The sequence below is a fragment of the Kitasatospora sp. NPDC001527 genome, assembly GCF_040298605.1.
Taxonomy (GTDB): domain Bacteria; phylum Actinomycetota; class Actinomycetes; order Streptomycetales; family Streptomycetaceae; genus Kitasatospora.
On record NZ_JBEPAM010000042.1, the window covers coordinates 39,681 to 65,026 of the forward strand.

Genomic DNA, 25,346 nt, shown 5'->3' on the forward strand with positions numbered 1-25,346 from the left:
CCGCCCCGGTGACGCCGCGCGCGGTTCGAGGCACCCCCCGGAAGCGTGTATTGTTTTCCCCGTCAGCAGGCGCCGCTAGCTCAGTTGGTTAGAGCAGCTGACTCTTAATCAGCGGGTCCGGGGTTCGAGTCCCTGGCGGCGCACCGACACCGGGGAGCCTCTCGTACACAGCGAGGGGCTCCCCGGCTTTTCGCTGCCCATTGACGTCCGATTTGTGTGTGATGTCGGTCTCGCTTCCCGTCGCCGCGGAGCCAACCGGTACCTTCGGCGCGTTCTGGGCTGTAAACCGGAAAAGGGACAAAGGTCCCCGACCGCCGACGATCCCGTCTGAGCGAGCCGGCACGGCACCGCCATGCGTCCCGCCGCCCGCTCAGCCGCCCGCCCGCAGGAAAGGCCGCCGCTTTGTCCCGTATCGCCCTGAGCGGCGCGCAGCGCACCCGCAGACCGAAGGCCCGTCGGCCCCGCAGGACCCGGCGCACCGGCTGGCGCAGACTGATACCCACCTGGCGGATGACCCTGATCGGCTTCGCGACCGCGCTGCTGCTCGGGGTCGGCCTCTTCGCCCTCGGCATCGCCCTGGTGAAGGTGCCGGACGCGCACGCCGCCGCGACCGCGCAGAGCAACAACTGGCTCTACCAGGACGGCTCGGTGATCGCCCGGACCGGCCAGACCAACCGGCAGAACGTGGCACTGGACAAGGTCTCCCCCGCCGCGCAGCACGCCACACTGGCCGCCGAGGACCGCAACTTCTACAACGAGGGCGCCGTCAACATACCCGGTCTGGTCCGCGCCGCCGTCAACACCGCCAAGGGCGAGGGCACCCAGGGCGGCTCCACGATCACCCAGCAGTACGTGAAGAACACGTACCTGAGCCAGAAGCAGTCGATCAGCCGCAAGGTGAAGGAACTCTTCATCGCGATCAAGGTGGACGCCACCGAGAGCAAGGACGAGATCCTCGCCAGCTACCTCAACACCTCCTACTACGGGCGCGGCGCGTACGGCATCCAGGCCGCCGCGCAGCAGTACTTCGGCGTCGACGCCTCCGAGCTCAACGCCGCCCAGGGCGCCTACCTGGCCGCGCTGCTGAACGCCCCGAGCGCCTACGACGTCGCCACCGCGACCCCGGCGGGCAAGCAGAACGCCGTCAACCGCTGGAACTACGTGCTCGACGGCATGGTGAAGGAGGGCTGGCTCTCCGCCGAGGAGCGGGCCGCCACCACGTTCCCCGAGGTCAGGGGCCCCCAGGCGCAGCTCGGGCTCTCCGGTCAGGCCGGCTACCTGGTCAACGCCGCGACCGAGTACCTCACCACCAACCAGATCATCAGCGAGTCGGAGCTGGCCAAGGGCGGCTACACGATCAGGCTGACCGTCGACCCGGCCCGCCAGCAGGCCCTCGAAGGCGCCGTCCAGGCCCAGCTGCACGACACCCTCAACCCGGAGAAGCGGAAGAAGGACGCCGCCGCCCAGCCCGGCGCCGTCTCCGTGGACCCGAAGACCGGTGCCGTGGTCGCCCTGTACGGCGGCGTCGACTACACCAAGCACTACGTCGACAACGCGACCCGGCGGGACTACCAGGCGGGCTCGACCTTCAAGGCGATCGCGCTGGCCGCGGCGCTGGAGAACGACGCCAAGACCCAGTCCGGCCAGACCATCACCCCGCGCACCGTCTACGACGGCACCAGCGGCCGCAAGGTCCGCGGCGGGAAGGGCACCCCGTACGCGCCGCCGAACGAGGGCGACAAGAGCTACGGCCAGATCACCCTGCAGCAGGCCACCGACTGGTCGGTGAACTCGGCCTTCGCCCAGCTCGCCCAGGACACCGGGCTGGCCAAGGTGCGGGAGACCGCGATCGCGCTCGGCCTGCCCAGCAACACCCCCGGGCTGGACCCGGTGCCGTCGATCCCGCTGGGCACCGCCACCCCGAGCGTGCTCGACCTGGCGGGCGTGTACGCCACGCTGGACAACGGCGGCAAGCAGATCACCCCGTGGCTGGTGCAGTCGGTCGACCGCGAGGGCGAGCCGGTCGAGCTGCCCGCGCACAAGACCACCCAGGCGATCAGCGAGCAGACCGCGCGCGAGGTCACCTCGATGCTCCAGGGCGTGGTGAGCAACCAGGGCGGCACCGGCTGGCGCGCGAAGGAGCTGGGCCGGCCGGCGGCGGGCAAGACCGGTACGACGGACGACCAGAAGTCGGTCTGGTTCGTCGGGTACACCCCGGAGCTGGTCACCTCGGTCGCGCTGTTCGGTCAGGACCCGGCCACCGGCGCGCAGGTCAGCCTGAGCGGCACCGGCGGGATCGACGGCGCGGCGGGCGGCCAGTACCCCGCGAAGATCTGGACCACGTACATGAAGGCCGCCCTGAAGGGCCAGCCGGTCGCCGACTTCCCCGCTCCCTCGGGTGCGGACGACTCCGCGCGCAGCGGCTCGGGCTCCTCGGGCTCCTCGGGCTCCGGTGCCTCCTCCGGTCCCTCGAACACGCCGTCGAGCACCCCCGACGGGTCGGCGACGCCGTCCGGCGGGCCGTCCTCCCAGGGCGGCCAGGGCGGTTCCGGCTCTTCCGGCGACACGGGCTCGGCGCCGTCCACGGCGCCCTCGTCCGGGCCGACCACCGCCCCGCAGCCCCCGGGCGGCGCGGGCGGGTCGGGCTCGGGGTCCGGCGGTTCCGGGTCGGGCGGCTCCGGTTCGGGCGGGTCCGGGTCCGGGTCCGGGTCCGGGTCCGGCGGGTCGGGCACCGCGCCGACCCAGCCGTCGACACCGCAGCCGAGCACCAAGCCGACCAGGCCGCCGCAGCCGACCACCGCTCCCACCACCGGGCCGACCACGCCGCCGCAGCCGACCGGGGGAACCGGTGGCTCGGGGTCGGGGTCGGGCTCCGGGTCCGGCGGCAGCGGGACGGACGCGGGCACCGGGGCCGGGACCGGATCCGGCGGATAGCGAGCACGCGGCGATCGGGCAGGCGGGCGGTCGGTTCGGTCCCGCGCACGGGTGGGCGGGCGGTCCCGCGCACGAGTGAGCAGGCGGTCCCGCGCACGGGTGAGCGCCCGCACGGGACCGTGCAGGACCAAATGATGGAATGACCCCTTACCAATCTCCGGTCCGGCTGTCACAATTCGTCGGTGTACAGCTCCAAGCCCCTGACCGGCCGTTTCTCCGGCCGGACCCTCGGTCTCACCCTCGCCCTGGTCTCCGCGTTCGCCTTCGGTGGCTCCGGCACCGCGGCCAAACCGCTGATCGAGGCAGGGCTCTCCCCCGTCCACGTGGTCTGGCTCCGGGTCACCGGCGCCGCCGTCGTCCTGCTGCCGCTGGCCTACCGCCACCGCGCGGCCGTCCGGCAACGCCCGGGTCTGCTGATCGGCTTCGGCCTGCTCGCCGTAGCCGGCGTCCAGGCCTGCTACTTCGCGGCGATCTCCCGGATACCGGTCGGCGTCGCCCTGCTGATCGAGTACCTCGGCCCGCCGCTGCTCCTCGGCTACGTACGGTTCGTCCAGCGCCGGCCGATCAGCCGGGGCGCGGCGATCGGCGCGGGCGTCGCGGTCGCCGGCCTCGCCTGCGTGGTCGAGGTCTGGAACGGGCTGAGCTTCGACGCCCTCGGCGTGCTGTTCGCCCTGGGGGCGGCCTGCTGCCAGGTCGGATACTTCGTGCTCGCCGACGCCGGCCGCCGGGGCGAGCGCCCGATCGACCCGGTCGCCGTCAGCGCGTACGGCCTGCTGATCGGCTCGGTCGTGCTCACCGCGCTGACCCGCCCGTGGGAGGCGGACTGGGGCAAGCTCGGCGGGGACGTGGTGATGAACGGGCACTCCCTGCCCGCGCTGCTCCCGGCGGCCTGGATGGTCCTGGTCGCGACCGTGCTCGCCTATCTGACCGGCGTCGTCGCCGTCCAGCACCTGTCGCCGCCGGTCGCCGGAGTGGTGGCCAACCTGGAGGCCGTCGTGGCCACCGCGCTGGCCTGGGTGCTGCTGGGCGAGCACCTCGGCGTGCCGCAGACGGCCGGCGGCCTGCTGGTGCTGGCCGGGGCGTTCGCCGCCCAGGCGAGCAAGCCCACCGGGGCGGCGGCGTCCGGACCGGCCCCGGCGGTGAGCGTGCAGGCGGCGGGCCTGCCGCCGGAGGCAGTGGGCGTGCAGGCGGAGGCGGTGGGCGTGCAGGCGGAGGCCGAGGGCCCGCGTCCGGTGGCGGTGCCGGCCGGGGCGACGGCGCTCGGCAAGCGACCCGCCCGGGCCGGCGGCGCCGAGGCCCACCGGGGCCGGGAGCAGGGGCGGCGGCAGTAACGGCGCCAGGAACGGCGGCAGTACGGCAGCAGTAACCGCGCTGGGAACGGCGCCCGGAACCCGGGAGCAGCGCCGGGAACGGGGTACGGGCCGAGGCGCGTCGCCCCGGGCGGGGTCAGCGGCCGACCCAGCCGAACCAGTCGAGGTGGCCGAGCGGCCAGACGACGGCCGACACCGGGCCGACCACGTTCTCCACCGGCACGGCCCCGCCGCCGGGGCCGTGCTGGTGGTAGCGCGAGTCCGCGGAGTCGCTGCGGTGGTCGCCCTCGACCCAGACGTAGCCCTGCGGCACCGTCACCGGACCGAAGTCCATCCCGGCGCAGGAGTCGTTCCCGGGGTGCAGGTACGGCTCGTCGACCGCGGCGCCGTCGACGGTCAGCGTGGTGCCCGAACACTGGACGGTCTGCCCGCCCGTCGCGATGACCCGCTTGACCAGGTAGTTGTCGTCCTTGGGCGGCACCAGGCCGACGAAGGAGAGCACCGAGCCCAGCGCGTTGGTGACGGGGTTCCCGCCGGTCGGCTGCGGCGGCAGCCACTCCCCCGGGTCCTTGAACACCACCGGCTGGCCCCGCTCCGGCTCCCAGCCGGTCAGCGGGGCGAGCTTGTTCACGGCGACCCGGTCACCGATCCGCAGGGTGTTCTCCATCGAACCGGAGGGGATGGTGAACACCTGGAACAGGCAGGTCTTGATCAGCAGGGCGACCACCAGGCCGACCGCCGCCATCGCCGGGATCTCGATCCACCACGGCCGCGGCCGGCGGCCGGACTTGCGGGGACCGGACTTGCGCGCCTTCTTCGGCGACCCGCTCCGGCGGCCCTCGGCGGCGCGGCGCGCCCGCCGGGCCTCGGCCCGGCCCCCGACCGGGGCGGCGGGCCCGGCCCCGGCCTCGCCGCCGTGCGTATCGGGCAGGTTCACCGCCATCGTCGCTGCTCCACTCTCCGGCTGCGGGGGAACCTGCACGCTACGCCAACCGGGGAGCCAGGCGAAATCGGTCGTTTACCCGCACCAGACATCCCGCCGGCCCCGCGGGACCCGTCGGCGGGGCCGGCCGTCAGGCGCGGGCGCCACCCGTCACACCGCCGGTCGCGCCGCCGGTCACGGCGTCGCTCGCGATGGCCTCGTGGTGGCGGATGACCTCGGCGATGATGAAGTTGAGGAACTTCTCCGCGAACACCGGGTCCAGGTGCGCGCCCGCGGCCAGTTCGCGCAGACGCTTGATCTGGGTGCGCTCGCGGGCCGGATCGGCCGGCGGGAGCTTGTGCTCGGCCTTGAGCCGGCCGACCCGCTGGGTCGCCTTGAAGCGCTCGGCCAGCATGTGGACCACCGCGGCGTCGATGTTGTCGATGCTCTCGCGCAAGCTGGTCAGCTCGGCCCGCACGGCATCGTCGACCCCCTCGGGAAGTCCGGCGTCGGGGGTCGTGGGGTGGTCCGTCATCGGGGCGGCTCCGCGGCTCTGTCGGTGGTGCGCCCGACCGTGCTGCGGCCGGGCCCGGGCCCGGGCCAATCTAACAGGGCGCCCGGCACGGGCCCGCACCATTCGGCCCAACCGTCCACGATACGGACGGCACACGGAGCGACCCGCGGACCGGGCTCCGAGCTGCCGGGGTCCGCCCGCGCACGGCCCGGCCCGCGCGCACCCCTGGGGCATTTTCGGACGCGGCGGGCCGGTGCGCTACTTGTGGCAAGCCCCCGACCTGCCCGTAGGCTGAGTCACGGCATGACCGGACGTGACGAAGCAGCAGTTCCTCAGTAACGGAGGTACCGATCGTGGCAACCACCCGCACCGCCCGCACCGCTTGGGAAGGCAACCTGGTCGACGGCAAGGGCCAGGTGACGTTCGCGTCGTCCGGCATCGGCGAGTACCCGGTCTCCTGGCCGGCCCGCGCCGAGGCCCCGAACGGCAAGACCAGCCCGGAGGAGCTCATCGCGGCCGCGCACTCCGCCTGCTTCTCGATGGCCCTCTCGCACGGTCTGACCGGCGCGGGCACCCCGCCCACCAAGCTCGACACCCAGGCCGACGTCACCTTCCAGCCGGGCACCGGCATCACCGGCATCCACCTGACGGTCACCGGCGAGGTGCCCGGGCTGGACGAGGCCGGCTTCGTGAAGGCCGCCGAGGACGCCAAGGCGAACTGCCCGGTGAGCCAGGCCCTGACCGGCACCACCATCACCCTCACGGCCAACCTGGCCGGCTGACCCGACCGACCGGCCTTCCCGGTCCGCGGTGCGCCCCACGGCTGCGGCCGGTCGCGCGTCCAGCGCTGGACCGGAGCCCGAGGGCGCACGCTCGGAGCACACGCCCCCGGTGCACATCATGTGATGTGCACCGGGGGCGTCCGCATGTATCACCACACTTGCCCCCAAACCAGACGAATCACTCCGGCGGCGGTCACCGCGCGTTGCCATCGCGTCTTATGATCGGCCGCAGCGCCCTGTTCCTCACGGTTCCTCAGGCGGGTTCCACCCGGCCGCTCCGTCCCGAGCGTCCCGCACCGGAGTCCGGCCTCCGCGAGTGCGGCAGAGCGCGGAGCCGGCCGCCGAAGTCGGGTGACCGGCCGGACCAGCGTCAAGCGTCAGCAGCGGACGGGAGCATGCCGTGCCGGGCCAGAACGAGGGGGCCGACGCACACCACCCAGGCGTGCGGCACGAGGAACCACGGCCACGCCGCCTCCCGCCGCCCGCCCTCCACGCCGCCCCGGCCAATGGCACGGCCGGCAGCACGGCCAACGGCAGGACCACCGGCACCGCCGGCGGCGCGCTGCGAGCCGCCCTGGCCGGGCCGCAGGGCCACCCGGTCGGCGACGGCGCCCTCCACTGCCCCGCCTGCTCGGCCCCGCTCGCCGCCCACGGCGGCGGTACCCACGGCGGTGGCACGGACGGCGGCGGATCTGACGGCACTGGCACGGACGGCACTGGCACGGACGGCAGCGGTACGGACGGACGGCCGGTGACCGGGGGCGACGACCGGCAGCTGGCCGCCCTGCGGGCCAGCGAGTCCCGGCTGCGGGCCGCCTTCTGCGACGCCGGCATCGGCATGGCCCTGATCGATCCCGAGGACCGGATCATCGAGGTCAACCCCGCCTTCGCCGCGCTGACCGGCCGCACCGTCGACGACCTGGTGGGGACCCACATCCACGAGATCGTCGACCCCGAGGGCATGCCGCGCCGGCTGTTCCGCGCGCTCGTGCACGGCGAGCACGAGCGGCTCCGGGTCGAGAAGCAGCTCAAGCACCGCGCGGGGCGGACGGTCTGGAGCAAGGTGACCGTCTCGCTGATCCGGGACGCCGAGGGCGGCCCGCTGTACACGCTCGCCCTGGTCGAGGACATCACCGAACAGCGCCGCCTCGGCGACCGCCTGGAGTACCAGGCCCTGCACGATCCACTGACCCGGCTGCCCAACCGGACGTACTTCTTCGAACGCCTCGACGCCGCCTGCCTCACCCCCGACCGGGCCACCGGCGCGGTCGGCGTCCCCGCCGCGGGCGCCGGGGGTGCCGCCGTTACGGCGGTTGCCGGGGGCGCCGGCCTCGCCGGGGTCGTCGAGGCCGCCGGGGACGCGGCCGGCGGGACCGGGGCGGACGGGCCCCGGGTCGGCGTCTGCTACCTGGACCTCGACGGGTTCGCCTCGATCAACGAGGCCCTCGGCCACCACATCGGTGACCAGCTGCTGATCGCCGTCGCGACCCGCCTGCGGCGCGGCTTCTCCGCGCACGGCACCCAGCTGGTCGCCCGGATGGGCGGCGACGAGTTCGCAGTCCTGGTGACCGACAGCCGCGGCAGCGACCAGCTCACCGACCTCGCCGCACGGATCCTCGACGCGCTGGAGCGCCCCTTCGACGTGGCCGGGCACCGGCTGGTGGTCACCGCCAGCGTCGGCGTCGTCGAGCGCTCCGTGCACGAGACCACGCCCACCGACCTGGTCAAGGACGCCGACGCCACCCTGTACTGGTCCAAGGCCGACGGCCGGGCCCGGTGGACGCTCTACGACCCCGACCGGGGCGCCCACCAGCTGACCCGCCAGCTGCTGGCCACCGCGCTGCGCCCGGCGCTGGAGCGCGGCGAGTTCACCATCGAGTACCAGCCGCTGGTCGGCCTGGCCGACGGCGCGGTGCACGGCGCCGAGGCCCTGGTCCGCTGGCGCCACCCCCGGTACGGGACGCTCTCGCCGGACCGCTTCATCCCGCTCGCCGAGGAGTCCGGGGCGATCGTGCCGCTCGGCAAGTGGGTCCTGGAGGAGTCCTGCCGCCAGGCGCGGCGCTGGCTCACCGAGTTCCCCGAGACCGAGACCTTCGTGAGCGTCAACCTGGCCGCCCGCCAGATCTGGGACTCCGACGTGGTCGCCGACGTCGCCCAGGCCCTCGACCGCACCGGCCTGCCGGCGCGGCTGCTGCAGCTGGAGATCACCGAGAGCGCGCTGCTCGGCCCCGGCGGACGCCCGCTCCAGGCGCTCCAGGCGCTCGCCGACATGGGCGTGCGCATCGCGATCGACGACTTCGGCACGGGCTACTCGAACCTGGCCTACCTCTCCCGGCTCCCGGTGCACGTGCTGAAGCTGGACGGCACCTTCATCGAGGGGTTCCGCGACCCGGCCCCGTCCGGCGGCCGGCCGGAGCTCCCCGAGCTCCGCTCGCGGCGCAGTGACGCCGACGAGCAGATCGTCGGCGCGATGGTGCAGCTGGCCCACACGCTCGGCCTGACGGTGACCGCCGAGGGCATCGAGAGCGCGGCCCAGGCCGAGCGGCTGCGGCTCACCGGCTGCGACACCGCCCAGGGCTGGTACTTCGCCCGCCCCGGGGAGGCGGAGCTGGTCGCGGCGATACTCCGCGACGGCCGCGAGGGCAGGGACGGCCGCGAGGTCCGGGAGGTCCGGGAGGCCGGGGACATCCCGGGCGGGCGCTAGGGGCGCCGCCGGGGCGGGGTGTCCCCGGGCCCGCTCAGGCGGTCGCGGGCCGGGTACCGGTCAGGCCGTACGCCTCGGCGATCAGCCCGTAGGACCGCAGCCGCGCCTCGTGGCCGTGGATGTGCGAGGTCACCATCAGCTCGTCCACCCCGGTCCGCTTGCGCAGCGCCTCCAGCCCGTCGGCGACCTCACCCGGAGCGCCGAGGACGACATTGCCCAGCCACTCGTCGATGAAGTCCGCCTCCACCGGGCTGTACGGGTAGGACTCGGCCTCCTCGGGGGTGGGGATCGGCCCCGGATTGCCCCGGCGCAGGCGCAGCATCCCGAGCGCCGCGGAGCGGGCGAGGCGGCGGGCGGAGGCCTCGTCGTCGGCCGCGACCGCGCTCACCCCGATCAGCGCGTACGGCTCGTCGAGGACCGCCGAGGGGCGGAACTCCGAGCGGTAGAGGTCGAGCGCCGGGACGGTGTTCGCGCTGCTGAAGTGGTGCGCGAAGGCGAACGGCAGGCCGAGCCGGCCGGCCAGCTGGGCGCTGAACCCGGAGGAGCCGAGCAGCCAGACCGGCGGCCGCCCCTCCCCCTTCGGCACGGCCGTCAGCCGCTCGTACGGATGTCCCGCGGGGAAGCTGCCGTCGAGGAAGTGGGTCAGCTCGGCGAGCTGGCGGGGGAAGTCGTCGGCGCCCTCGCCGAGGCCCCGGCGCAGGGCCCTGGCGGTGGCCTGGTCGGTGCCGGGGGCCCGGCCGAGGCCGATGTCGATCCGACCGGGGTGGAGCGACTCCAGCAGGCCGAACTGCTCGGCGATCGCCAGCGGGGCGTGGTTGGGCAGCATCACGCCGCCGGAGCCCAGGCGCAGGGTGGTGGTGTGGGCCCCGAGGTGGGCCAGCAGGACGGCGGGCGTGGAGCTGGCGACGCCGGGCATGCCGTGGTGCTCGGCCACCCAGAAGCGGTGGTAGCCCCACTGTTCGGCGCTGCGGGCGAGGGTGGTGGTCGCGGCGAGCGCCTGCGCGGGTGTGTGACCGGCCCCGACGGTGGCCAGGTCGAGGATCGACAGCGGGGCGGGCGCCGTTCCCCGGACGGTGCCCCGGATGGCGTCCGCGGGGTGCTGCCCGGCCCCGTTCTCCCGCTGGTTCTCCTGCCTGTCCTCGCTCGTCATGCCTGCCGTCCTCCTGGCCGTGGTCGGTACCGTCCGCCGGTGCGGTCCACCGGTGCTGCCCACCGGTGGCGGTCGGTGCCGCGGCCGGTGCCGACACTGGTCAACCCCGCCCCCGGGTGCCCTTGTTCCCCGTCCGGCGGTCCGACCTGCGAGCCGGCCGGGCCGCTCCGTGAGGGGCGTCCGGGGGCCGGCAGGCTGACGCAGAGCCAGCGGACGAACACCCGTGGCGACTTCACGCCAGCGCGGGAAGTCGCCAGCCCGAGGGCTCGCGGTCGGCGGCCGGCTTCCGGCAGGCTTGGGCTCAGGCGGATCACCCAACCGGATCCGCACTCACCAGCAAGATCGTCGGGCTGGACCAGCGCCGACCGATCCCCGCGAGCCCCCGGAGCGGCACCCCGCTCCGGGGGCTCGTGCCATGTGCGGCCCAGGGCCGGACACCCACCCCGCCCGAGGCGCGCCGCACCGGCTGCGGGACACGGCGACTGCGGGACGCGGCGGCTGTGGCCCTGCGCACAGCCGGGGTGCTTCATGGCATGAAAAGTCGAGGCGCTAGCGTTGTCCCCTGCAACCACTGCTCCCCCGGGCAGCCTGGAGGGAGTAACGGTCTTGGACATCGCGACGCTGGTCGGATCCTCGTGGATCTGTGCCCTGGCGCTCTGCGCCGTCCTCGGTGACGCCTTCCTCCCCTTTCTTCCCAGCGGGACGCTCGTCATACTCGCCGTGCTCAAGACGGCCCAGATAGACGGCGCCCCCGTGCTGCTCGGGCTCGGGGTGGCCACGGCCTCCTTCCTCGGCGATCTGCTGCTGCTCCGGCTGGCGCGCCGTGGTGCGCCGATGGTCAACCGGCGCCTGGAGCACCGCCCGAAGCTGGCGGCCAGTGTGGCGCGGGTCCAGCAGGCCCTGGACGAGCGCACCACCCGGGCGGCGGCCGCCATGGTGGTGATCGCCCGCTTCGTACCGGCCGGGCGGACCATCCTCGACCTCGCCATCGGCCACTCCCCCGCGCATCCCCACCGCTTCCTGCGGTGGTCCGCACTGGCCGCGATGATCTGGGCGGCGTACATCGTGACCCTGGGCTGGCTCAACAGCCACTGGTTCGAAACCGCCTGGTTGAGCCTCGCGGTCTCCTGCACGGCCGCCACCGTGGTGAGCACCGCCATCGCGCGGGTCGTGCGCCGCAATCGCCGGCTCTCCCTCGGCTGACGCCTCGGCGGCCGTTCCTCCACGAACGCCCCTTCCACGAATCGGGCGAAGCGTCACAGGACGGCAACAGAAGACATTTCTTCGCATCCCGCACAGGCGTACCCCGCGTGTTCAGTCCCGGCGGACCGCGGGCCCTTGGTGACCTCCGTGTTCGCATGACATGCTAACGACGGATAATCAATCAATTGTCCGATATGACCGGCGCGGCCTCGGTCGCGACCAGGACCCGGTCCGGACAGCCAGGGGAGACCATGGGCAGCATCTCGCGCAGGACCGTGCTCACAGCCACCGCCGCGACTGCGGCCCTCGGAGCGGTGGCGGCCTGTTCCGGGGGCGGCTCGGGCCCGACCGCTCCCACCGGATCGGCCCCCGGCTCCGTCCCGGCCTCCACCACCGGCACGGGCAGCGCCGGACCGACCACCACGGGCACCCCCACCGGGACCCCGGCCAAGGGCACGCCGATCGGTGACGGCTCGACCTCCGACACCGGCCCGCAGCCGAACCAGCCGAAGCCGGAGAAGCTCAAGCCGGGCGAGCGCCCGCCGCAGTTCGTCGTCTTCTCCTGGGACGGCGCCGGCGCCACCGAGGACGGCCAGTTCCCCCGGTTCCTCAAGCTCGCCGAGGAGCACAAGGCCTCGATGACCTTCTTCCTCTCCGGCATCTACGCCCTGCCCAAGGGCAAGGCCGACCTGTACCACCCGCCGAAGCACGGGGTCGGCGCCTCCGACATCCCCTACCTGTCGGACGGCGCGGTGAAGAACACCCTCAAGCTCATCAGCCAGGCCTGGCAGGCCGGCCACGAGATAGGCACCCACTTCAACGGCCACTTCTGCTCGACCCGCTCGGACGGCAACGGCGTCAACAAGTGGACCCCCGAGGACTGGCAGAGCGAGATAGACCAGGCCATCGGCTTCGTGACCCAGTGGAGGACCAACACCGGCTTCACCGACGTCGACCCGCTCCCCTTCGACTACCGGAAGGAGCTGGTCGGCGGCCGCACCCCCTGCCTGGAGGGGCAGAAAGCCCTGCTGCCGACCATCGCCAACCTGGGGTGGAAGTACGACGCCAGCTCCTCGGGCGGCCAGCAGATCTGGCCCCAGAAGGTGCAGGACGGCAAGGTCTGGGACCTCCCGCTGCAGAGCATCCCCTTCCCGGGGCACTCCTTCCAGGTCCTCTCCATGGACTACAACGTCCTGGCCAACCAGTCGGCCGGCAGCACCAAGGGCGACCCGGCCAAGTACAACGACTGGCGCACCCAGGCCCGGGACGCCTACCTGGCCGGGTTCGACCGCGCCTACAACGGCAACCGCGCGCCGTTCTTCATCGGCAACCACTTCGAGCAGTGGAACGGCGGCATCTACATGGACGCCGTCGAGGAGACGCTCAAGACCATCGCGGGCAAGCCCGACGTCCGGCTGGTCTCCTTCAAGCAGCTCGTCGAGTGGCTGGAGGTCCAGGACCAGTCCACCCTCCGCAAGCTGCGCACCCTCAACGTCGGACAGGCGCCGGCCGGCGGCTGGGAGTCCTTCCTCGGCACGGCCGGCTGACCCGTCGCGACGGCTGCTCAGTGGCTGATCGTCGGCTGCTCGGCGACGGGAGCCGTGCCGAGCAGGGCCCGGACCAGCGCCTCGGCACCGGCCGTGCCCCAGAGGATCGAGTAGTGGTTGGTGTCCGGCACCCCGGACACCGCGACCGGGTGGGTGTGGTCCAGCCCGAGGGCGGCGAGCCGCTTCTCGTCGTAGAGACCCTGGGGCTCGTCGAAGAGGCCGCGCTCCGCCCAGATCAGCTCGCCCGGGCAGGGCAGCCGGTGCACGGCGGCGGCCGCCTCCTGGTCCAGCAGGACCTGCGCCCCGTCGGTCTCGACCGCCGCCAGCACGCAGGAGGAGCGCAGCTCGGGTTCCCCGCCGACGAGATCGCGCTGGGTGTAGGCGTCGATCCCGTCGGACCAGTCGTCGGCGAAGGCCGGGTGCCGCTGCCAGAAGTCGCGGTACGCCTGCCGGTCGGGGAAGGTCATCGACAGCCTGGCCAGCGCCGGACCGAGCACGGCGGCCAGGGCACCGTCCTCGCTGACACCCTCGGGCAGCGGGAAGGTGACCGCGCCGTCGACCAGCACCACTCTGCTGACGAGGTCCGGGTGGCGGACGGCCGCCAGGGCCGTCACCCAGGCGCCCATGGAGTGGCCGGCCACGACGGTCGGCCCCAGGTCGAGCGCGGCGATCAGGGCCGCCACGTCGTCGGCGTGGCGAGCCAGTCCGTACGGGCCGCCGAGATCCCGGCTGCCACCGCGCCCGCGCAGGTCCGGCGCGAGCAGGGTGGCCCGCCCGGCGAGCCGGCGGGCGACCTCGAACCAGGCGAGGCCGTTCGCGGTGATGCCGTGCACGGCCACGACGGTCGGGGCGCCGGGCACGGTGGCGGGCCAGCGGAGCACGGACAGTTCCCCGCCGGGGACGGGGACGCCCAGCTGTTCCGGTGCCGCCGGCCCGCCGGGGGCCCCGGACCGCTCGGGCGGCGGAGCGGGATCGGCGGATCGGTCGGTCGTCCGGTGTATCGAGGGACTCTCGGACTGGCTCACGCTGGACTACCTCCTGTGGGGTTGGCGCCGGGCGGCACGGCGACCCGGCCGGCGGCGCGGGCCGAACGGGTGGAACGGGCGGCGCGGATCCGGGCGGGCAGCCTGGCCAGGCCACCCGGCAGGACGTAGACCACCGCGACGAAGAGGCCACCCAGCAGGAAGAGCGGCTGGGAGAGCGGGACCCGCAGGATCGCCGGCAGGTCGGCGACGGCCGTGGAGTTGGCGAGGTCGCCGAGCCGGTGGCCGGCCCAGGTGTAGATGACCCCGCCGAGCAGCGGGCCCCAACGGGTGCCGGATCCGCCGAGCACGACCATCACCAGCAGCGAGAGGGTCGCGTCCGACGTGGCGGCCTGAGGGGTCGCACCACCGGTGAGCAGCAGGTAGATCACCCCGCCCGCCCCGGCGAGGCCTCCGGCGAGTACGAAGGCGACCAACTTGTAGCCGTAGGGCCGCAGTCCGAGCACCTCGACCCGGCGTTCGTTCTCGCGGATGCCCTCCCAGACCCGGCCGGCCGGGGAGCTGACGGCCCAGTGGACGACGGCAAGGGTCAGGACCAGGTAGGCGAGGGCGATCCAGTAGAGGTTGGCGGTGTTCTCGATGCCCAGGAGGGCGGCGGGCAGTCGGTCGGCCGGCGCCGACCGGCCCTCCTCGCCGCCGGTCAGGCCACCGGGGTTGCGCTGGACGAGGATCGAACCGGCCTGCGCGAAGGCCAGGGTGACCATGGAGAAGCCGATGCCGGTGACGCGGAGGCTGACCGAGCCGAGCAGCAGGGCCAGCGCGACGGTGCAGGCGACGCCGAAGACGGCCGCCGCCGCGAACGGCAGCCGGAGCTCCAGCATGGCGAGGTCGGTGGCGTAGAGGCCGGTCGCGAAGTAGAGCGCGTGGCCGAAGGAGAGCAGTCCGGTACGGCCGAGCAGGAGGTCGTAGCCGGAGGCGAGGGCCCCGTAGAGCAGGCACAGGGCGATGAGTTGGAGACTCCCGGGGCTGCCGAGCGGGCCGTCGAGCAGTCCCGGGACGGGAAGCGCACTGTATGGGGCGACAAGGAGCAGGATCAGCAGAGCGATCGGCCACGAGCGTAGCCCTCGGCGCAGGATTGTCGAGCGATTTGTGATCGATTCACCTGTTCGAGCGATTCCAGTCCGTTCGGGACCTCCCGGACGGCCTTCGGCGGCGTCGATGTCAGTGCCGGGACGAACGGTCCCGGCGGTGCGGTCGGCGGCGGTGCCACCGGTGCTCGCGGCGGGGGTCTTTGCACTCACGCGAGCCTCCCGGTGAGTCCACGGGGTCGTACCAGGAGCAGGACGGCCAGCAGGACGACGACCGAGAGGTCGCCGAGGCCGGCGGCGGTGTAGTAGTTGGCGAACTGCTGCACCAGGCCCACGCACACCGAGGCGACGGCGGCACCGGTGACGGAGCCCATGCCGCCCATCACGACCACGACGAAGGCGAAGACGAGCAGACCGGTGCCCTGGCCAGGATTGACCGAACCGAAGTAGAGGCCGCCGAGGGCGCCGCCGAGCGCGGCGGCGGCGCCCCCGATGGCGAAGACGAGTGTGAACGCCTTGCGGACGTCGATGCCGAGCGCGGTGACCATCGCCCGGTCCTCGACTCCGGCCCGGACGATCAGGCCGTACCGGGTCCGGGCGAGGAACACCTTCAGAGCGAGCAGGAGCAGCACGGCCGCGGCCACGAGCACGAAGCGGTTCACCGGGACGGTCGCACCGAGCACGTGCCAGGTGCCGGAGAGCAGCGCCGGCTGCGGGAAGGGGCGGGCGTCGGCACCCCAGATGCCCATCAGCAGCGCGGGCACGGCCAGCCCGACGCCGACGGTGGCGAGGATCTGGTCGCGCGGGCGGCTGTAGAGCGGGCGGATCAGGGCGAGTTCCAGCAGGACGGCGGCGGCCGTTCCGACCAGCGTGCCGAAGGGCACGGCGAGCCAGAAGGAGAGACCGGCCTCGGCCCCCGCCCACCAGGTGGCGTAGGCGCCGATCGAGAGCAGGGCGCCGTGCGCGAAGTTGAGCACGTCCATCAGACCGAAGATCAGCGACAGACCGGAGGCGACCAGGAAGTACAGCGCTCCCAGGCCCAGCCCGGTACAGGAGAGGAGGACGACGGTGTCCATCAGAGGTTCACCTCCGTAGGTGCGGGGGCGGTGCCACCGGGGCGTCGGCCGCCGACGCCGAGCAGCCGGCGGGCGGCGTCCTCGTCGGCCAACAGCTCGGCGGTGTCGCCCCGGTGGGCGGTGCGGCCGTCCGCCAGGACGGCGCAGGTCCCGGCCAGCCGGCGGACCAGGGCGAGGTTCTGTTCGACCAGCAGGACCGGCACGGCCTGCGCGGCGCGGGCCAGCACCTCGGCCACCTCGCCGACGATCTTCGGCGCCAGGCCCTTGGTGGGCTCGTCCGCGATGATCAGCCGGTTCCGGTTGAGCAGGGTCCGGCCGATGGCCACCATCTGCTGCTGCCCGCCGGAGAGCGTGCCGGCCAACTGGCCCGCTCGTCGTTCGAGTTCGGGGAACAGCTCGTGGACCAGCCGGTAGTCGGGCTCTCCCCCGCCGCGTTCGGCGAGGCGGAGGTTCTCGGCGACCGTCAGACCGGCGAAGATCCCGCGGTCCTCCGGGGCGTAGCCGACGCCCTGGCGGACCACCAGGTGCGTGGGAAGGGAGGCGAGTTCGGTGCCGGCGAAGCGAATGCTCCCGGTCCTCGGCACCAGGCCCATCACGGCCTTGACGGTGGTGGTCTTGCCGGCGCCGTTGCGGCCCAGCAGGGCCGTCACACCGGTCGGCGCGACGTCGAAGTCGACGCCGTGCAGGATGTGCAGCCCGTCGATGACCACCCGCAGATCACGGACGGAGAGGAGGGAGCGGTCGGAGGCGGAGGACTCGGGCCCGGTCACAACGCCTCCCCCAGGTAGGCCTGTTGCACGGTGGAGTCGGCCATCACGGCGTCCGGTGCGTCCAGGGCGAGCAGTGTGCCGTGGTGCATCACGGCCAGGCGGTCGGCCAGGCCGAGCAGGACGTCCATGTGGTGCTCCACCATCAGCACGGTGCGTCCGAGGTCACGGTGGACGGAGCGGATGAGGGCGGTGAGGGCCGGTACCTCCTCCGCGCTGACCCCGGCCATCGGCTCGTCCAGCAGGATGAGCCGCGGGTCGGAGACCAACAGGACGGCGAGTTCGAGTTTGCGCTTCTCGCCGTGGGAGAGCGCGCTCGCCAGGGTGTCGGCGCGGTGGGCGAGTTCGGTGCGTTCCAGGATGTCGGCGACCTGCTCCGGGTAGCGGGCGGCGCGGCGCCAGAGCCGGTACGAGACCCGGGGCCCGGCGGCGGCCTGCGCGGCGAGGCGGACGTGGTCCGCCACCGTCATCCCGGGCCACAGGGAGGAGGTCTGAAAGGTCCGGCCGAGGCCACGGCGGGCTCGGGCGTGGACGGGCTCAGCGGTGATGTCGGCGCCGTCGAGTTCGAGCCCGCCGTGGCTCGCCGGGTACAGGCCGGAGATCAGGTTGAACAGGGAGGTCTTGCCCGCGCCGTTGGGTCCGATGAAGGCGATGAACTCGCCTTCCGAGACAGCGAAGGAGACGTCCTCGACGATCGGTACACCGCGGACGGACCAGCCCAGGCCGGTCGCCCGCAGCACCGGGGTGGTCCCGGCGGCCGGAGAACCGCCGTGGGGCGCCCGAACAGGAACGGGCGGAGGGGAGGAGGTAGGTCGGGGCACGGTGATCAGCCCGCCATCGGGGTGACCGGGGGCGCCGCCTCGTCGGCGGTCAGCGCCTTCTCGACCGAGGGCTTGGCGGCCGTACCGGTGCCGGTGAGCCGGACCTGGAACATCGGCTGGAGGAGGGCGTGGTCCTCGGCACGCACCGTGGTCCGGCCCTTGACCCCGTCGAAGCTCCAGCCTTCGAGGGCCTTCACCAGGGCGGCGGTGTCGTCGGCCGAGCCCTTGGTGGCCTCGACGGCGTGCACGATCATCTGGGCGGCGGTGAAGCCGTCCGGGGTGAAGATGTCGGACTTGCCGCCGCCCGCGGTCACGGCCTCGTCCATGGCCTTCTCCACCGGGGTGCCGGCGGCCCCGCCGAAGTAGTGGTTCAGAAAGGAGATCTTCTCGCCGGCCGGCCCGAACAGCGGGTAGGAGGCGGCGAGGTCCAGTCCGGTGACGACCTTGGTGTCCGCGAAGACGTCCTGCTGGTTGAGCGCCGTCCAGAGGGCCGCCGAGGTGTCGCCGGCCCAGGCCACGAACAGCAGGTCGGGCTTGGCGCTCTTGGCCTGGGTCGCGAACGGTGTCAGGTCGGTCGCGCTCGGCGGGGCGAGCACCGCGTCGACCGTCGCCCCCTGGGCGCCCAGCACGGCCTTGACGGCGGCCACGTTGGCCTGTCCGAAGGCGTTGTCCTGGGCGAGCACGGTGACCTTACGGCCCTTGGCGTCGCCGATGAACGAGGCCGCCGTCCGGATGTCCTGGTAGGACTGGCGGCCGGAGCGGAAGGTGTACTTGTTGAGTCCGGTGACCTTGTCGGCGGCGGCCGGGCCGCTGATGAAGAGCACCTTGTTCTGGGCGGCGATCGGGCCGACCTGCAGGGCGACGCCGGAGGCGGTGGAGCCGGCCAGGATCTTGTGCCCCTTGCCGATGAGATCCTTGGCGGCCGACACCGCCTTGGCCGGGTCGCCCGCGTCGTCCTGCTCCTCGAACTCGATCCGGTGGCCGTCGACCGCGCCGGTGCCCTTGGTCGCGTAGTTCAGCCCCGCCTTGAAGCCCTCCAGGTACTGCTTGCCGTACGCGGCGAGCGGACCGGTCTTGGAGTAGACCAGGCCGACCTTGACCGGGCTCTTGGCACCGGCGCCGTCCGCCGCCCCGGTGCCCGCGGTGCCGGCCTTGGCGCAGCCGGCCGCGAGGAGGACGCAGGCCGCGACGGCGGCGAGCCCGCGCGCGGGGCGGATGCCGGAGCGGGTCGTGGTGGGGACTTTCGAGCTGCGCATGGTGACCGGCTCCTGGGGGTGCTGTGGGGGTGGTTGCCGGAACCGTAGGTGGGGCGTGCGGGCGGCGACATGTGCCCGGCCGACGCATCAGCCCGCGTGGCTGTGGCGGTCGGCTCCATACCGCCCGCCGGACGACGGCCCGGCGGCGTCCCGGTGTGGTCGCGCGCCATGTGTCCCCGGCACGGCGTGGCGGTGGCCGCCATGGTCGCGGAGGGCCGGCCGACGTGACGGTTGGTTCGGGGCCACGGTCCGCCGCAGGTCCCGGCAGTTCCGGCGCGTCGGCGACCCCCGCGGCCCCGGCGACCCCCGCGGCCCGCAGGCGGCGCCAGCCGCTCCCGCCGCTCCCGTGTTCCCCCTCCGCTCCGCTCCCCTCCCTCCCCTCCACTCCACTCCCGATCCCCTCATGAGGTGACACCTTGGACAAGGTCCTGGACTCCGCTGCGGACGCGGTCCGCGACATCCCCGACGGCGCGGTGCTCGCCGTCGGCGGCTTCGGCCTCTGCGGCATCCCCAGCACGCTGATCGGCGCGCTCGCGGCCAGCGACACCACCGGGCTGCGGGTGGTGTCGAACAACTGCGGGGTGGACGACTGGGGACTGGGGCTGCTCCTGCGGGCCGGGCGGATCGCCCGGATGACCTCCTCCTACGTCGGTGAGAACAAGGAGTTCGCGCGGCAGTACCTCTCCGGCGAACTGGAGGTGGAGCTGACGCCGCAGGGCACGCTCGCCGAGCGGCTGCGGGCCGGTGGCGCGGGGATCCCGGCGTTCTTCACGCCCGCCGGGATCGGCACCCAGGTCGAGGAGGGCGGCCTGCCGTGGCGCTACGCGGCGGACGGTTCGGTCGCGGTGGCCTCGCCGCCGAAGACGGTCCGGGAGTTCGGCGGCCGCCGCTACCTGCTGGAGGAGGCCATCACGGCGGACTTCGCGCTGATCCGCGCCGAGGTCGCGGACCGGCACGGCAACTGCGTGTTCCACGCCGCGGCCCGGAACTTCAATCCGCTCTGCGCGACGGCCGGGCGGATCACCGTCGTCGAGGCGGACCGGATCGTCGAGCCGGGCGAGCTGGACCCGGACGCCGTCCACCTGCCGGGGGTGTACGTGGACCGGGTGGTCGCCGCCGACCCGCAGGACCGGCGGATCGAACGGCGCACCGTCCGCGCGGTGACCACGGCGAGCACCCACGAGACCGACGGCACCGACGGCACCGCCCTCGACGCCCGGAGCGCGCTCGCCGCGCGGGCCGCGCGCGAACTGCGCGACGGCCAGTACGTCAACCTGGGCATCGGCCTGCCCACGCTGATCCCCGACCACCTCCCGCCCGGCGTGCACGTGGTGCTGCAGTCCGAGAACGGTGTCCTGGGCGTCGGCCCGTACCCGGCGGAGGGCGACGAGCACCCCGACCTGATCAACGCCGGGAAGGAGACCGTGACGCTCGCCCCCGGGGCCTCGACCTTCGACTCCGCCTTCTCCTTCGGCATGGTCCGGGCGGGCCGCATCGACGTCTCGGTGCTCGGTGCGATGCAGGTCTCCGCCACGGGGGACCTCGCCAACTGGATGATCCCGGGCAGGACGGTCAAGGGCATGGGCGGCGCCATGGACCTGGTGCACGGCGCCCGGCGGCTGATCGTCGTGATGGAGCACACCGCGCGGGACGGCTCGCCGAAGATCGTCGAGCGGCTCTCACTTCCCGCCACGGGCCGAGGGGTCGTGGACCGGATCGTCACCGATCTCGCGGTGATCGACGTGACGCCGGAGGGGCTGCGGCTGGTGGAGACGGCTCCCGGAGTCACCGCCGACGAGGTGCGGGCCGCGACCGGGGCCGCCCTGCTGCCGCCGGTCCGGCCCATCCGCTGAACCGCTGAGACCGAACCCCGGGCGCCCGTACACGATTCGTCCCCCATAGCACCGACGCACCCGCGATTGGCCGGGAATCGCCAGATCCCCGTCCCCGCACGCTGATCGTCTTTCGGACCGGTTGCAATCAGGCGGGCCCTCCGCGACAGTTGGGGAAGCCCGGGGATCCCCGGTGTCCCCGGAAGGGAGTCCGGGGACGCGTCACGCTTGACGGTCCGGAACGGCTGGGGCCACCGGAACGGCCGGAACCACCGGAACCACCGGGACCGCCCGGCCCACCGGAGGCGGAGCGGTTGAACCGACGGTGGCCGGGCATCGGGGCTGGGCTCCGGGGACCGGTCCGCCGCCGCGCGACCGTGCGGCGCACCGGGTCGCACACCCCCGGTCGGAGCACGCACGAAGAGGCGGGTCCGCGCGGCCGGCCACGGGGGGAGCGCACATGGCCGGGCCGTTCTCGCGTCGGGCGAAGGGCGCGGAACCACCCACTCCGGTCCCCGCCCCCGGCCCCGCCGCGGCCCCCGCCCCCGCCCCCGGCCCCGCCGCGGCCCCCGCCCCCGACCCCGCCGACGCCGCGGCCCCCGCCCCGGAACCGGTCGCCGTTCCCGAAGCCCCCTACGACTACGCCTACTTCAGCCGTCTCGCCGGCCGAGCGGTCGAGGCCGGCGCGGTGGAGGAGCCCTACCGGGTGCAGTACCGCAGCCTGCTGAGCCGCGAACCGCACCGCATCCGGGCGGCGCTGCTCCTGCTGGCCGCGCCCCTGGTCGAGGGCGCGCTGCTGGTCTGGCTGCTGCAACCGGGCCACTGGCCGGTCAGGCCGGGCGAGACCGACACCTGGCTGCTGGTCGGCGACAAGGTGATGCTCGGGATCATCGCGGTGGTCGAGGCGTTCCGGCTGGTCACCGTCGTCTCCAACGCCCACGCGACGCTCGCCGCCCGCGACCCGGTACCGGTGGCGCCCGAACCCGGCACCCGGGTCGCGTTCCTCACCACCTGCGTCCCGGGCAAGGAGCCGCCCGAGATGGTGCGCGCCACGCTCACCGCCGCCCTCGCCGTCCGGCACGAAGGCCCGTACGAGGTCTGGCTGTTGGACGAGGGGAACGACCCCGACATGCGCGAGCTCTGCATCGCCTTGGGCGCGCGCCACTTCAGCCGCGACGAGATCGAGCAGTGGAACACCCGCAAGGGCCGGTTCCGTGCCAGGACCAAGCACGGCAACTACAACAGCTGGCTCCAGGCGTACGGCGCCGACTACGACTTCTGGATCTCGGTGGACACCGACCACGTGCCGCTGCCGGAGTTCTGCGAGCGCATGCTCGGCTACTTCCGCGACCCCGACGTGGCGTTCGTGGTCGGCCCGCAGGTGTACGGGAACTACCGCAGTTCGGGTTCGCTGGTCACCAGGTTCTCGGAGAGCCAGCAGTACCTCTTCCACGCCCTGGTCCAGCGGGCCGGGAACCGCTACGGCGCGCCGATGTTCGTCGGCACCAACAACGCCGTCCGGATCGAGGCGCTGCGCTCGATCGGCGGACTGTACGACTCGGTCACCGAGGACATGGCCACCGGCCTGGAGTTCCACCGCAGCCGCAACCCGGCCACCGGCGCGCGCTGGAAGTCGGTCTACACCCCGGACGTGCTGGCGGTCGGCGAGGGGCCGTCCTCCTGGACGGACTTCTTCTCCCAGCAACTGCGCTGGAGCCGGGGCACGTACGAGACCCTGCTGACCCAGTTCGCGAAAGCGGCACGGGGGTTGTCGCCGGGGCGGCTGCTGAACTACACGCTGATGGTCTCCTTCTACCCGATGGCGGCGCTGACCTGGCTGCTCGGCGGGGTGTCCAGCGTGCTCTACCTGGGGTTCGGCGCCTCCGGCGTCCACGTGTCGTCCGATATCTGGATGGCGCTCTACAGCGACGCGGCCGCGCTGCAGATGCTGCTCTACACCTGGAACCGCAAGCACAACGTGAGCCCGCACGAGCCGGCGGGTTCGTCGGGCGTGGCGGGCATGGTGATGTCGGCGCTGTGCGGTCCGATCTACGCAGCATCGTTTCTTCAGGCCCTGCTGCGGATCCGCAGCAGGTTCGTGGTGACACCGAAGGGTGCCTCGACCAGCCCGGACCGGCCGGCCACCTTCCGTCTCCACCTGTTCTGGGCCCTGGTGTTCGGCGGCGCCGTCGCGGCCTCCTTCCGGACCGGCCACGACCACGTCGCCATGCGGACGTGGGCCTGCCTGGCCCTCCTCCTCAGCCTGCTGCCGATGCTGCTGCTCGCCGCGGACGCCGTGCGCCGACGCCGGGCCAGGCCCGTCTCCACGCTCTCGCTCGCCCCGACCGGGGCGGCCACCGCCACCCCGGTACCCGAGCCGAACCCCGCACCCACCTCCGCACCCGCGTCCGCACCCGCGTCCGACCCGGACCCCGCCGCCGCCGCACCGACCTCCGCACCCGCCACGAGGGGATGACGAACCACCGTGAAGATCCGCCACACCGGCCGCACCCGGCGCTTCGCCCTCGGCAGCACCGTCGCCCTGACCGTGGCCGGGATGAACGCGCCCGCCGTCCTCGGCTTCGCCAACGACCAGTACCACCACTACGTGATCAACCGCCCCGCCTACAAGGCCGAGTACGGCCACTGGCAGACCCTGGTGCTCCCCGCCGAGTTCCGGATCAACGCCATCCACGCCGCCCTGCTGCGCACCGGCAAGGTGCTGATCATCGCCGGTTCCGGCAACAACCAGAAGAACTTCGACGCCGGCACCTTCAAGAGCCTGCTCTGGGACCCGGCCGCCAACACCTACAAGGCCGTCCCCACCCCCGCCGACATGTTCTGCGGCGGCCACACCGCACTGCCCGACGGCCGGATGCTGGTGGCCGGCGGCACCCGCCGCTACGAGGCGCTGGACGGCGCGGTGAAGAAGGCGGCCGGCACCATGCGGGTCCGCAACGAGGACCCGGACGCCGCCCACAGCCTCCCCAGGGGCACCGTCTTCCGCGCGCCGGACGGCCGCGAGTACGTCTCCACCGACGACCTGGTCGTCCCCGCCGCGACCAAGACCGGCGCGGGCGCCGCGACCGTCGTCAAGGCCGGCGAGGCCAGGGTGTTCGCGGAGGCGGTGGCGGCCGGCCCGGAGTCGGTGCTGGACTCCCCCGCCCAGTACACGGTCAAGGGCCTGACCGGCGCCGACGCCAGGAACGTCTACGGCATGGCCGAGCGGATGACCCTGGAGAAGCAGGACTACCAGGGCATCCGCGCCGCCTTCGAGTTCAACCCGGACACCGAGATGTACGAGCAGGTCACCGACATGGCCTACGCCCGCTGGTACCCGACGCTGACCGGCCTGGGCGACGGCCGGGTGGTCACCGTCTCCGGGCTGGACGACACCGGCCAGATCCTCAGCGGCAACGACAACGAGATCTACGACCCGGCGAGCAGGACCTGGTCCAAGGCGCCCGACCGCTACTTCCCGACCTACCCGTCGATCTTCCTCACCGCGTCCGGCAAGCTCTTCTACTCCGGTTCCAACGCCGGCTACGGGCCCGCCGACAAGGGCCGCGAGCCCGGGCTCTGGGACCTCACCGACAACAGCTTCCACCCCGTCCCCGGTCTGCGCGACCCGCAGCTCACCGAGACGTCCTCCTCCGTCCTGCTGCCGCCCGCGCAGGCGCAGAAGGTGATGGTGCTCGGCGGCGGGGGCGTCGGCGAGTCCCCGCTCTCCACCGCCCGCACGGACATCGCCGACCTCACCGCCGCGCAGCCCGCGTTCACCCCGGGCCCGGACCTTCCGGCCGGCGGCACCCGGTACCTCAACAGCGTGATCCTGCCCGACGACACCGTCTTCACCACCGGCGGCTCGCGCGACTACCGGGGCAAGCACCGCAGCGACCTGCTCAAGGCGCAGACCTACCACCCGGACAGCAACACCTTCACCACCGCCGCCGAGCCGACCGTCGGCCGGAACTACCACGCCGAGGCCCTGCTGCTGCCCGACGGTCGGGTCGCGGTGCTCGGCTCCGACCCGCTCTTCAACGACAGGGCGAACACCGAGCCGGGCACCTTCGAGCAGCGGATCGAGATCTACAGCCCGCCCTACCTGTTCCGCGGCGAACGGCCGCGCGTGACCGACGCCCCGGCCGCCGCCAGGCTCGGCGGCACCGCCCGGGTGACCACCCCCGCACCGGACGGCATCGCCACCGCCAAGCTGGTCCGGCCGAGTTCGGTCACCCATGCCACCGACGTCGAACAGCGCTCGGTGGCCCTGGACATCACCGCGCGCACGGCGGACGGCGTCACGCTCACCCTGCCCGCCAACCCGAACCTGCTGCCGCCCGGCTGGTACATGCTCTTCGTCACGGACGCCGCCGGCACCCCGTCGCAGGCCCGCTGGATCCAGGTCACCCCCTGAGCCGCGGGGCGCCCCCGCAGGACCCGGCCGTCCAGCCGGC

Annotated in this window: 18 protein-coding genes and 1 tRNA gene; 10 read left to right on the forward strand and 9 right to left on the reverse strand. The window is 73.4% G+C overall.

Annotated elements, in window-relative coordinates:
- The first annotated feature begins 69 nt into the window (after positions 1-69).
- The 3 genes from ABT238_RS29540 to ABT238_RS29550 all read left to right on the forward strand — a co-directional run bounded on the left by ABT238_RS29540 (position 70) and on the right by ABT238_RS29550 (position 4,265).
- Positions 70-143 (forward strand) — tRNA-Lys (locus ABT238_RS29540).
- A 367-nt stretch (positions 144-510) separates the two neighbouring features.
- A complete protein-coding gene (locus tag ABT238_RS29545) occupies positions 511-2,934 on the forward strand; it encodes a transglycosylase domain-containing protein (protein WP_350800213.1) in 2,424 nt (807 codons plus the stop codon).
- Positions 2,935-3,116: 182 nt separating this feature from the next.
- A complete protein-coding gene (locus tag ABT238_RS29550) occupies positions 3,117-4,265 on the forward strand; it encodes an EamA family transporter (protein WP_350571477.1) in 1,149 nt (382 codons plus the stop codon).
- Positions 4,266-4,380: 115 nt separating this feature from the next.
- Here the strand turns inward: ABT238_RS29550 and lepB are convergent, their stop codons facing one another.
- Both lepB and ABT238_RS29560 read right to left on the reverse strand, forming a co-directional pair.
- Positions 4,381-5,187: a signal peptidase I gene (gene lepB / locus ABT238_RS29555; RefSeq protein WP_350571479.1), complete on the reverse strand. Its 807-nt coding sequence runs from the start codon at positions 5,185-5,187 to the stop codon at positions 4,381-4,383.
- 130 nt (positions 5,188-5,317) lie between these two features.
- Positions 5,318-5,701, reverse strand: coding sequence for a chorismate mutase (locus tag ABT238_RS29560; protein ID WP_350800237.1), 384 nt, complete (start codon positions 5,699-5,701; stop codon positions 5,318-5,320).
- A 332-nt stretch (positions 5,702-6,033) separates the two neighbouring features.
- Here ABT238_RS29560 and ABT238_RS29565 point away from each other — a divergent pair, with 332 nt between their 5' ends.
- On the forward strand, positions 6,034-6,462 hold the full coding sequence (locus ABT238_RS29565) for an OsmC family protein (protein ID WP_350571830.1): 429 nt from the start codon (positions 6,034-6,036) through the stop codon (positions 6,460-6,462).
- 442 nt (positions 6,463-6,904) lie between these two features.
- Positions 6,905-9,166, forward strand: a complete 2,262-nt coding sequence (locus ABT238_RS29570; RefSeq protein ID WP_350800258.1) for a putative bifunctional diguanylate cyclase/phosphodiesterase — start codon at positions 6,905-6,907, stop codon at positions 9,164-9,166.
- A 34-nt stretch (positions 9,167-9,200) separates the two neighbouring features.
- Here ABT238_RS29570 and ABT238_RS29575 read toward each other — a convergent pair whose 3' ends face one another.
- Positions 9,201-10,316, reverse strand: a complete 1,116-nt coding sequence (locus ABT238_RS29575) for an LLM class flavin-dependent oxidoreductase (RefSeq protein WP_350800273.1) — start codon at positions 10,314-10,316, stop codon at positions 9,201-9,203.
- A gap of 606 nt (positions 10,317-10,922) precedes the next feature.
- Here ABT238_RS29575 and ABT238_RS29580 point away from each other — a divergent pair.
- Complete coding sequence (locus tag ABT238_RS29580; protein ID WP_350571824.1) at positions 10,923-11,519, forward strand: DedA family protein; 597 nt, start codon at positions 10,923-10,925, stop codon at positions 11,517-11,519.
- Positions 11,520-11,770: 251 nt separating this feature from the next.
- The gene (locus tag ABT238_RS29585; RefSeq protein ID WP_350571822.1) at positions 11,771-13,066 is read left to right on the forward strand and encodes a polysaccharide deacetylase family protein; all 1,296 of its coding nucleotides are present in this window, start codon (positions 11,771-11,773) and stop codon (positions 13,064-13,066) included.
- A gap of 17 nt (positions 13,067-13,083) precedes the next feature.
- Here ABT238_RS29585 and ABT238_RS29590 read toward each other — a convergent pair whose 3' ends face one another.
- The 6 genes from ABT238_RS29590 to ABT238_RS29615 form a co-directional block, all read right to left on the reverse strand.
- Positions 13,084-13,947, reverse strand: a complete 864-nt coding sequence (locus ABT238_RS29590) for an alpha/beta fold hydrolase (protein ID WP_350571820.1) — start codon at positions 13,945-13,947, stop codon at positions 13,084-13,086.
- 140 nt (positions 13,948-14,087) lie between these two features.
- Positions 14,088-15,185 (reverse strand): branched-chain amino acid ABC transporter permease, encoded by a 1,098-nt coding sequence (locus ABT238_RS29595; RefSeq protein WP_502891475.1) that lies wholly within the window; start codon positions 15,183-15,185, stop codon positions 14,088-14,090.
- Positions 15,186-15,346: 161 nt separating this feature from the next.
- Complete coding sequence (locus tag ABT238_RS29600; RefSeq protein ID WP_350571818.1) at positions 15,347-16,213, reverse strand: branched-chain amino acid ABC transporter permease; 867 nt, start codon at positions 16,211-16,213, stop codon at positions 15,347-15,349.
- Positions 16,213-16,983, reverse strand: coding sequence for an ABC transporter ATP-binding protein (locus ABT238_RS29605; protein ID WP_350800306.1), 771 nt, complete (start codon positions 16,981-16,983; stop codon positions 16,213-16,215). The genes ABT238_RS29600 and ABT238_RS29605 overlap by 1 nt, the downstream gene beginning before the upstream one ends.
- On the reverse strand, positions 16,980-17,720 hold the full coding sequence (locus tag ABT238_RS29610; RefSeq protein ID WP_350800321.1) for an ABC transporter ATP-binding protein: 741 nt from the start codon (positions 17,718-17,720) through the stop codon (positions 16,980-16,982). The genes ABT238_RS29605 and ABT238_RS29610 overlap by 4 nt, the downstream gene beginning before the upstream one ends.
- Before the next feature lie 86 nt (positions 17,721-17,806).
- The gene (locus ABT238_RS29615; protein WP_350800324.1) at positions 17,807-19,057 is read right to left on the reverse strand and encodes a substrate-binding domain-containing protein; all 1,251 of its coding nucleotides are present in this window, start codon (positions 19,055-19,057) and stop codon (positions 17,807-17,809) included.
- A 416-nt stretch (positions 19,058-19,473) separates the two neighbouring features.
- Here ABT238_RS29615 and ABT238_RS29620 point away from each other — a divergent pair, with 416 nt between their 5' ends.
- The 3 genes from ABT238_RS29620 (at position 19,474) to glxA (ending at position 25,306) form a co-directional block, all read left to right on the forward strand.
- Positions 19,474-20,910, forward strand: coding sequence for a 3-oxoacid CoA-transferase (locus tag ABT238_RS29620; protein WP_350800335.1), 1,437 nt, complete (start codon positions 19,474-19,476; stop codon positions 20,908-20,910).
- A gap of 439 nt (positions 20,911-21,349) precedes the next feature.
- Entirely contained in the window at positions 21,350-23,365 is a 2,016-nt protein-coding gene (locus tag ABT238_RS29625) for a glycosyltransferase family 2 protein (protein ID WP_350800344.1), read from the forward strand.
- Positions 23,366-23,374: 9 nt separating this feature from the next.
- The gene (gene glxA, locus ABT238_RS29630) at positions 23,375-25,306 is read left to right on the forward strand and encodes a radical copper oxidase GlxA (RefSeq protein ID WP_350571806.1); all 1,932 of its coding nucleotides are present in this window, start codon (positions 23,375-23,377) and stop codon (positions 25,304-25,306) included.
- Positions 25,307-25,346: the final 40 nt, after the last annotated feature.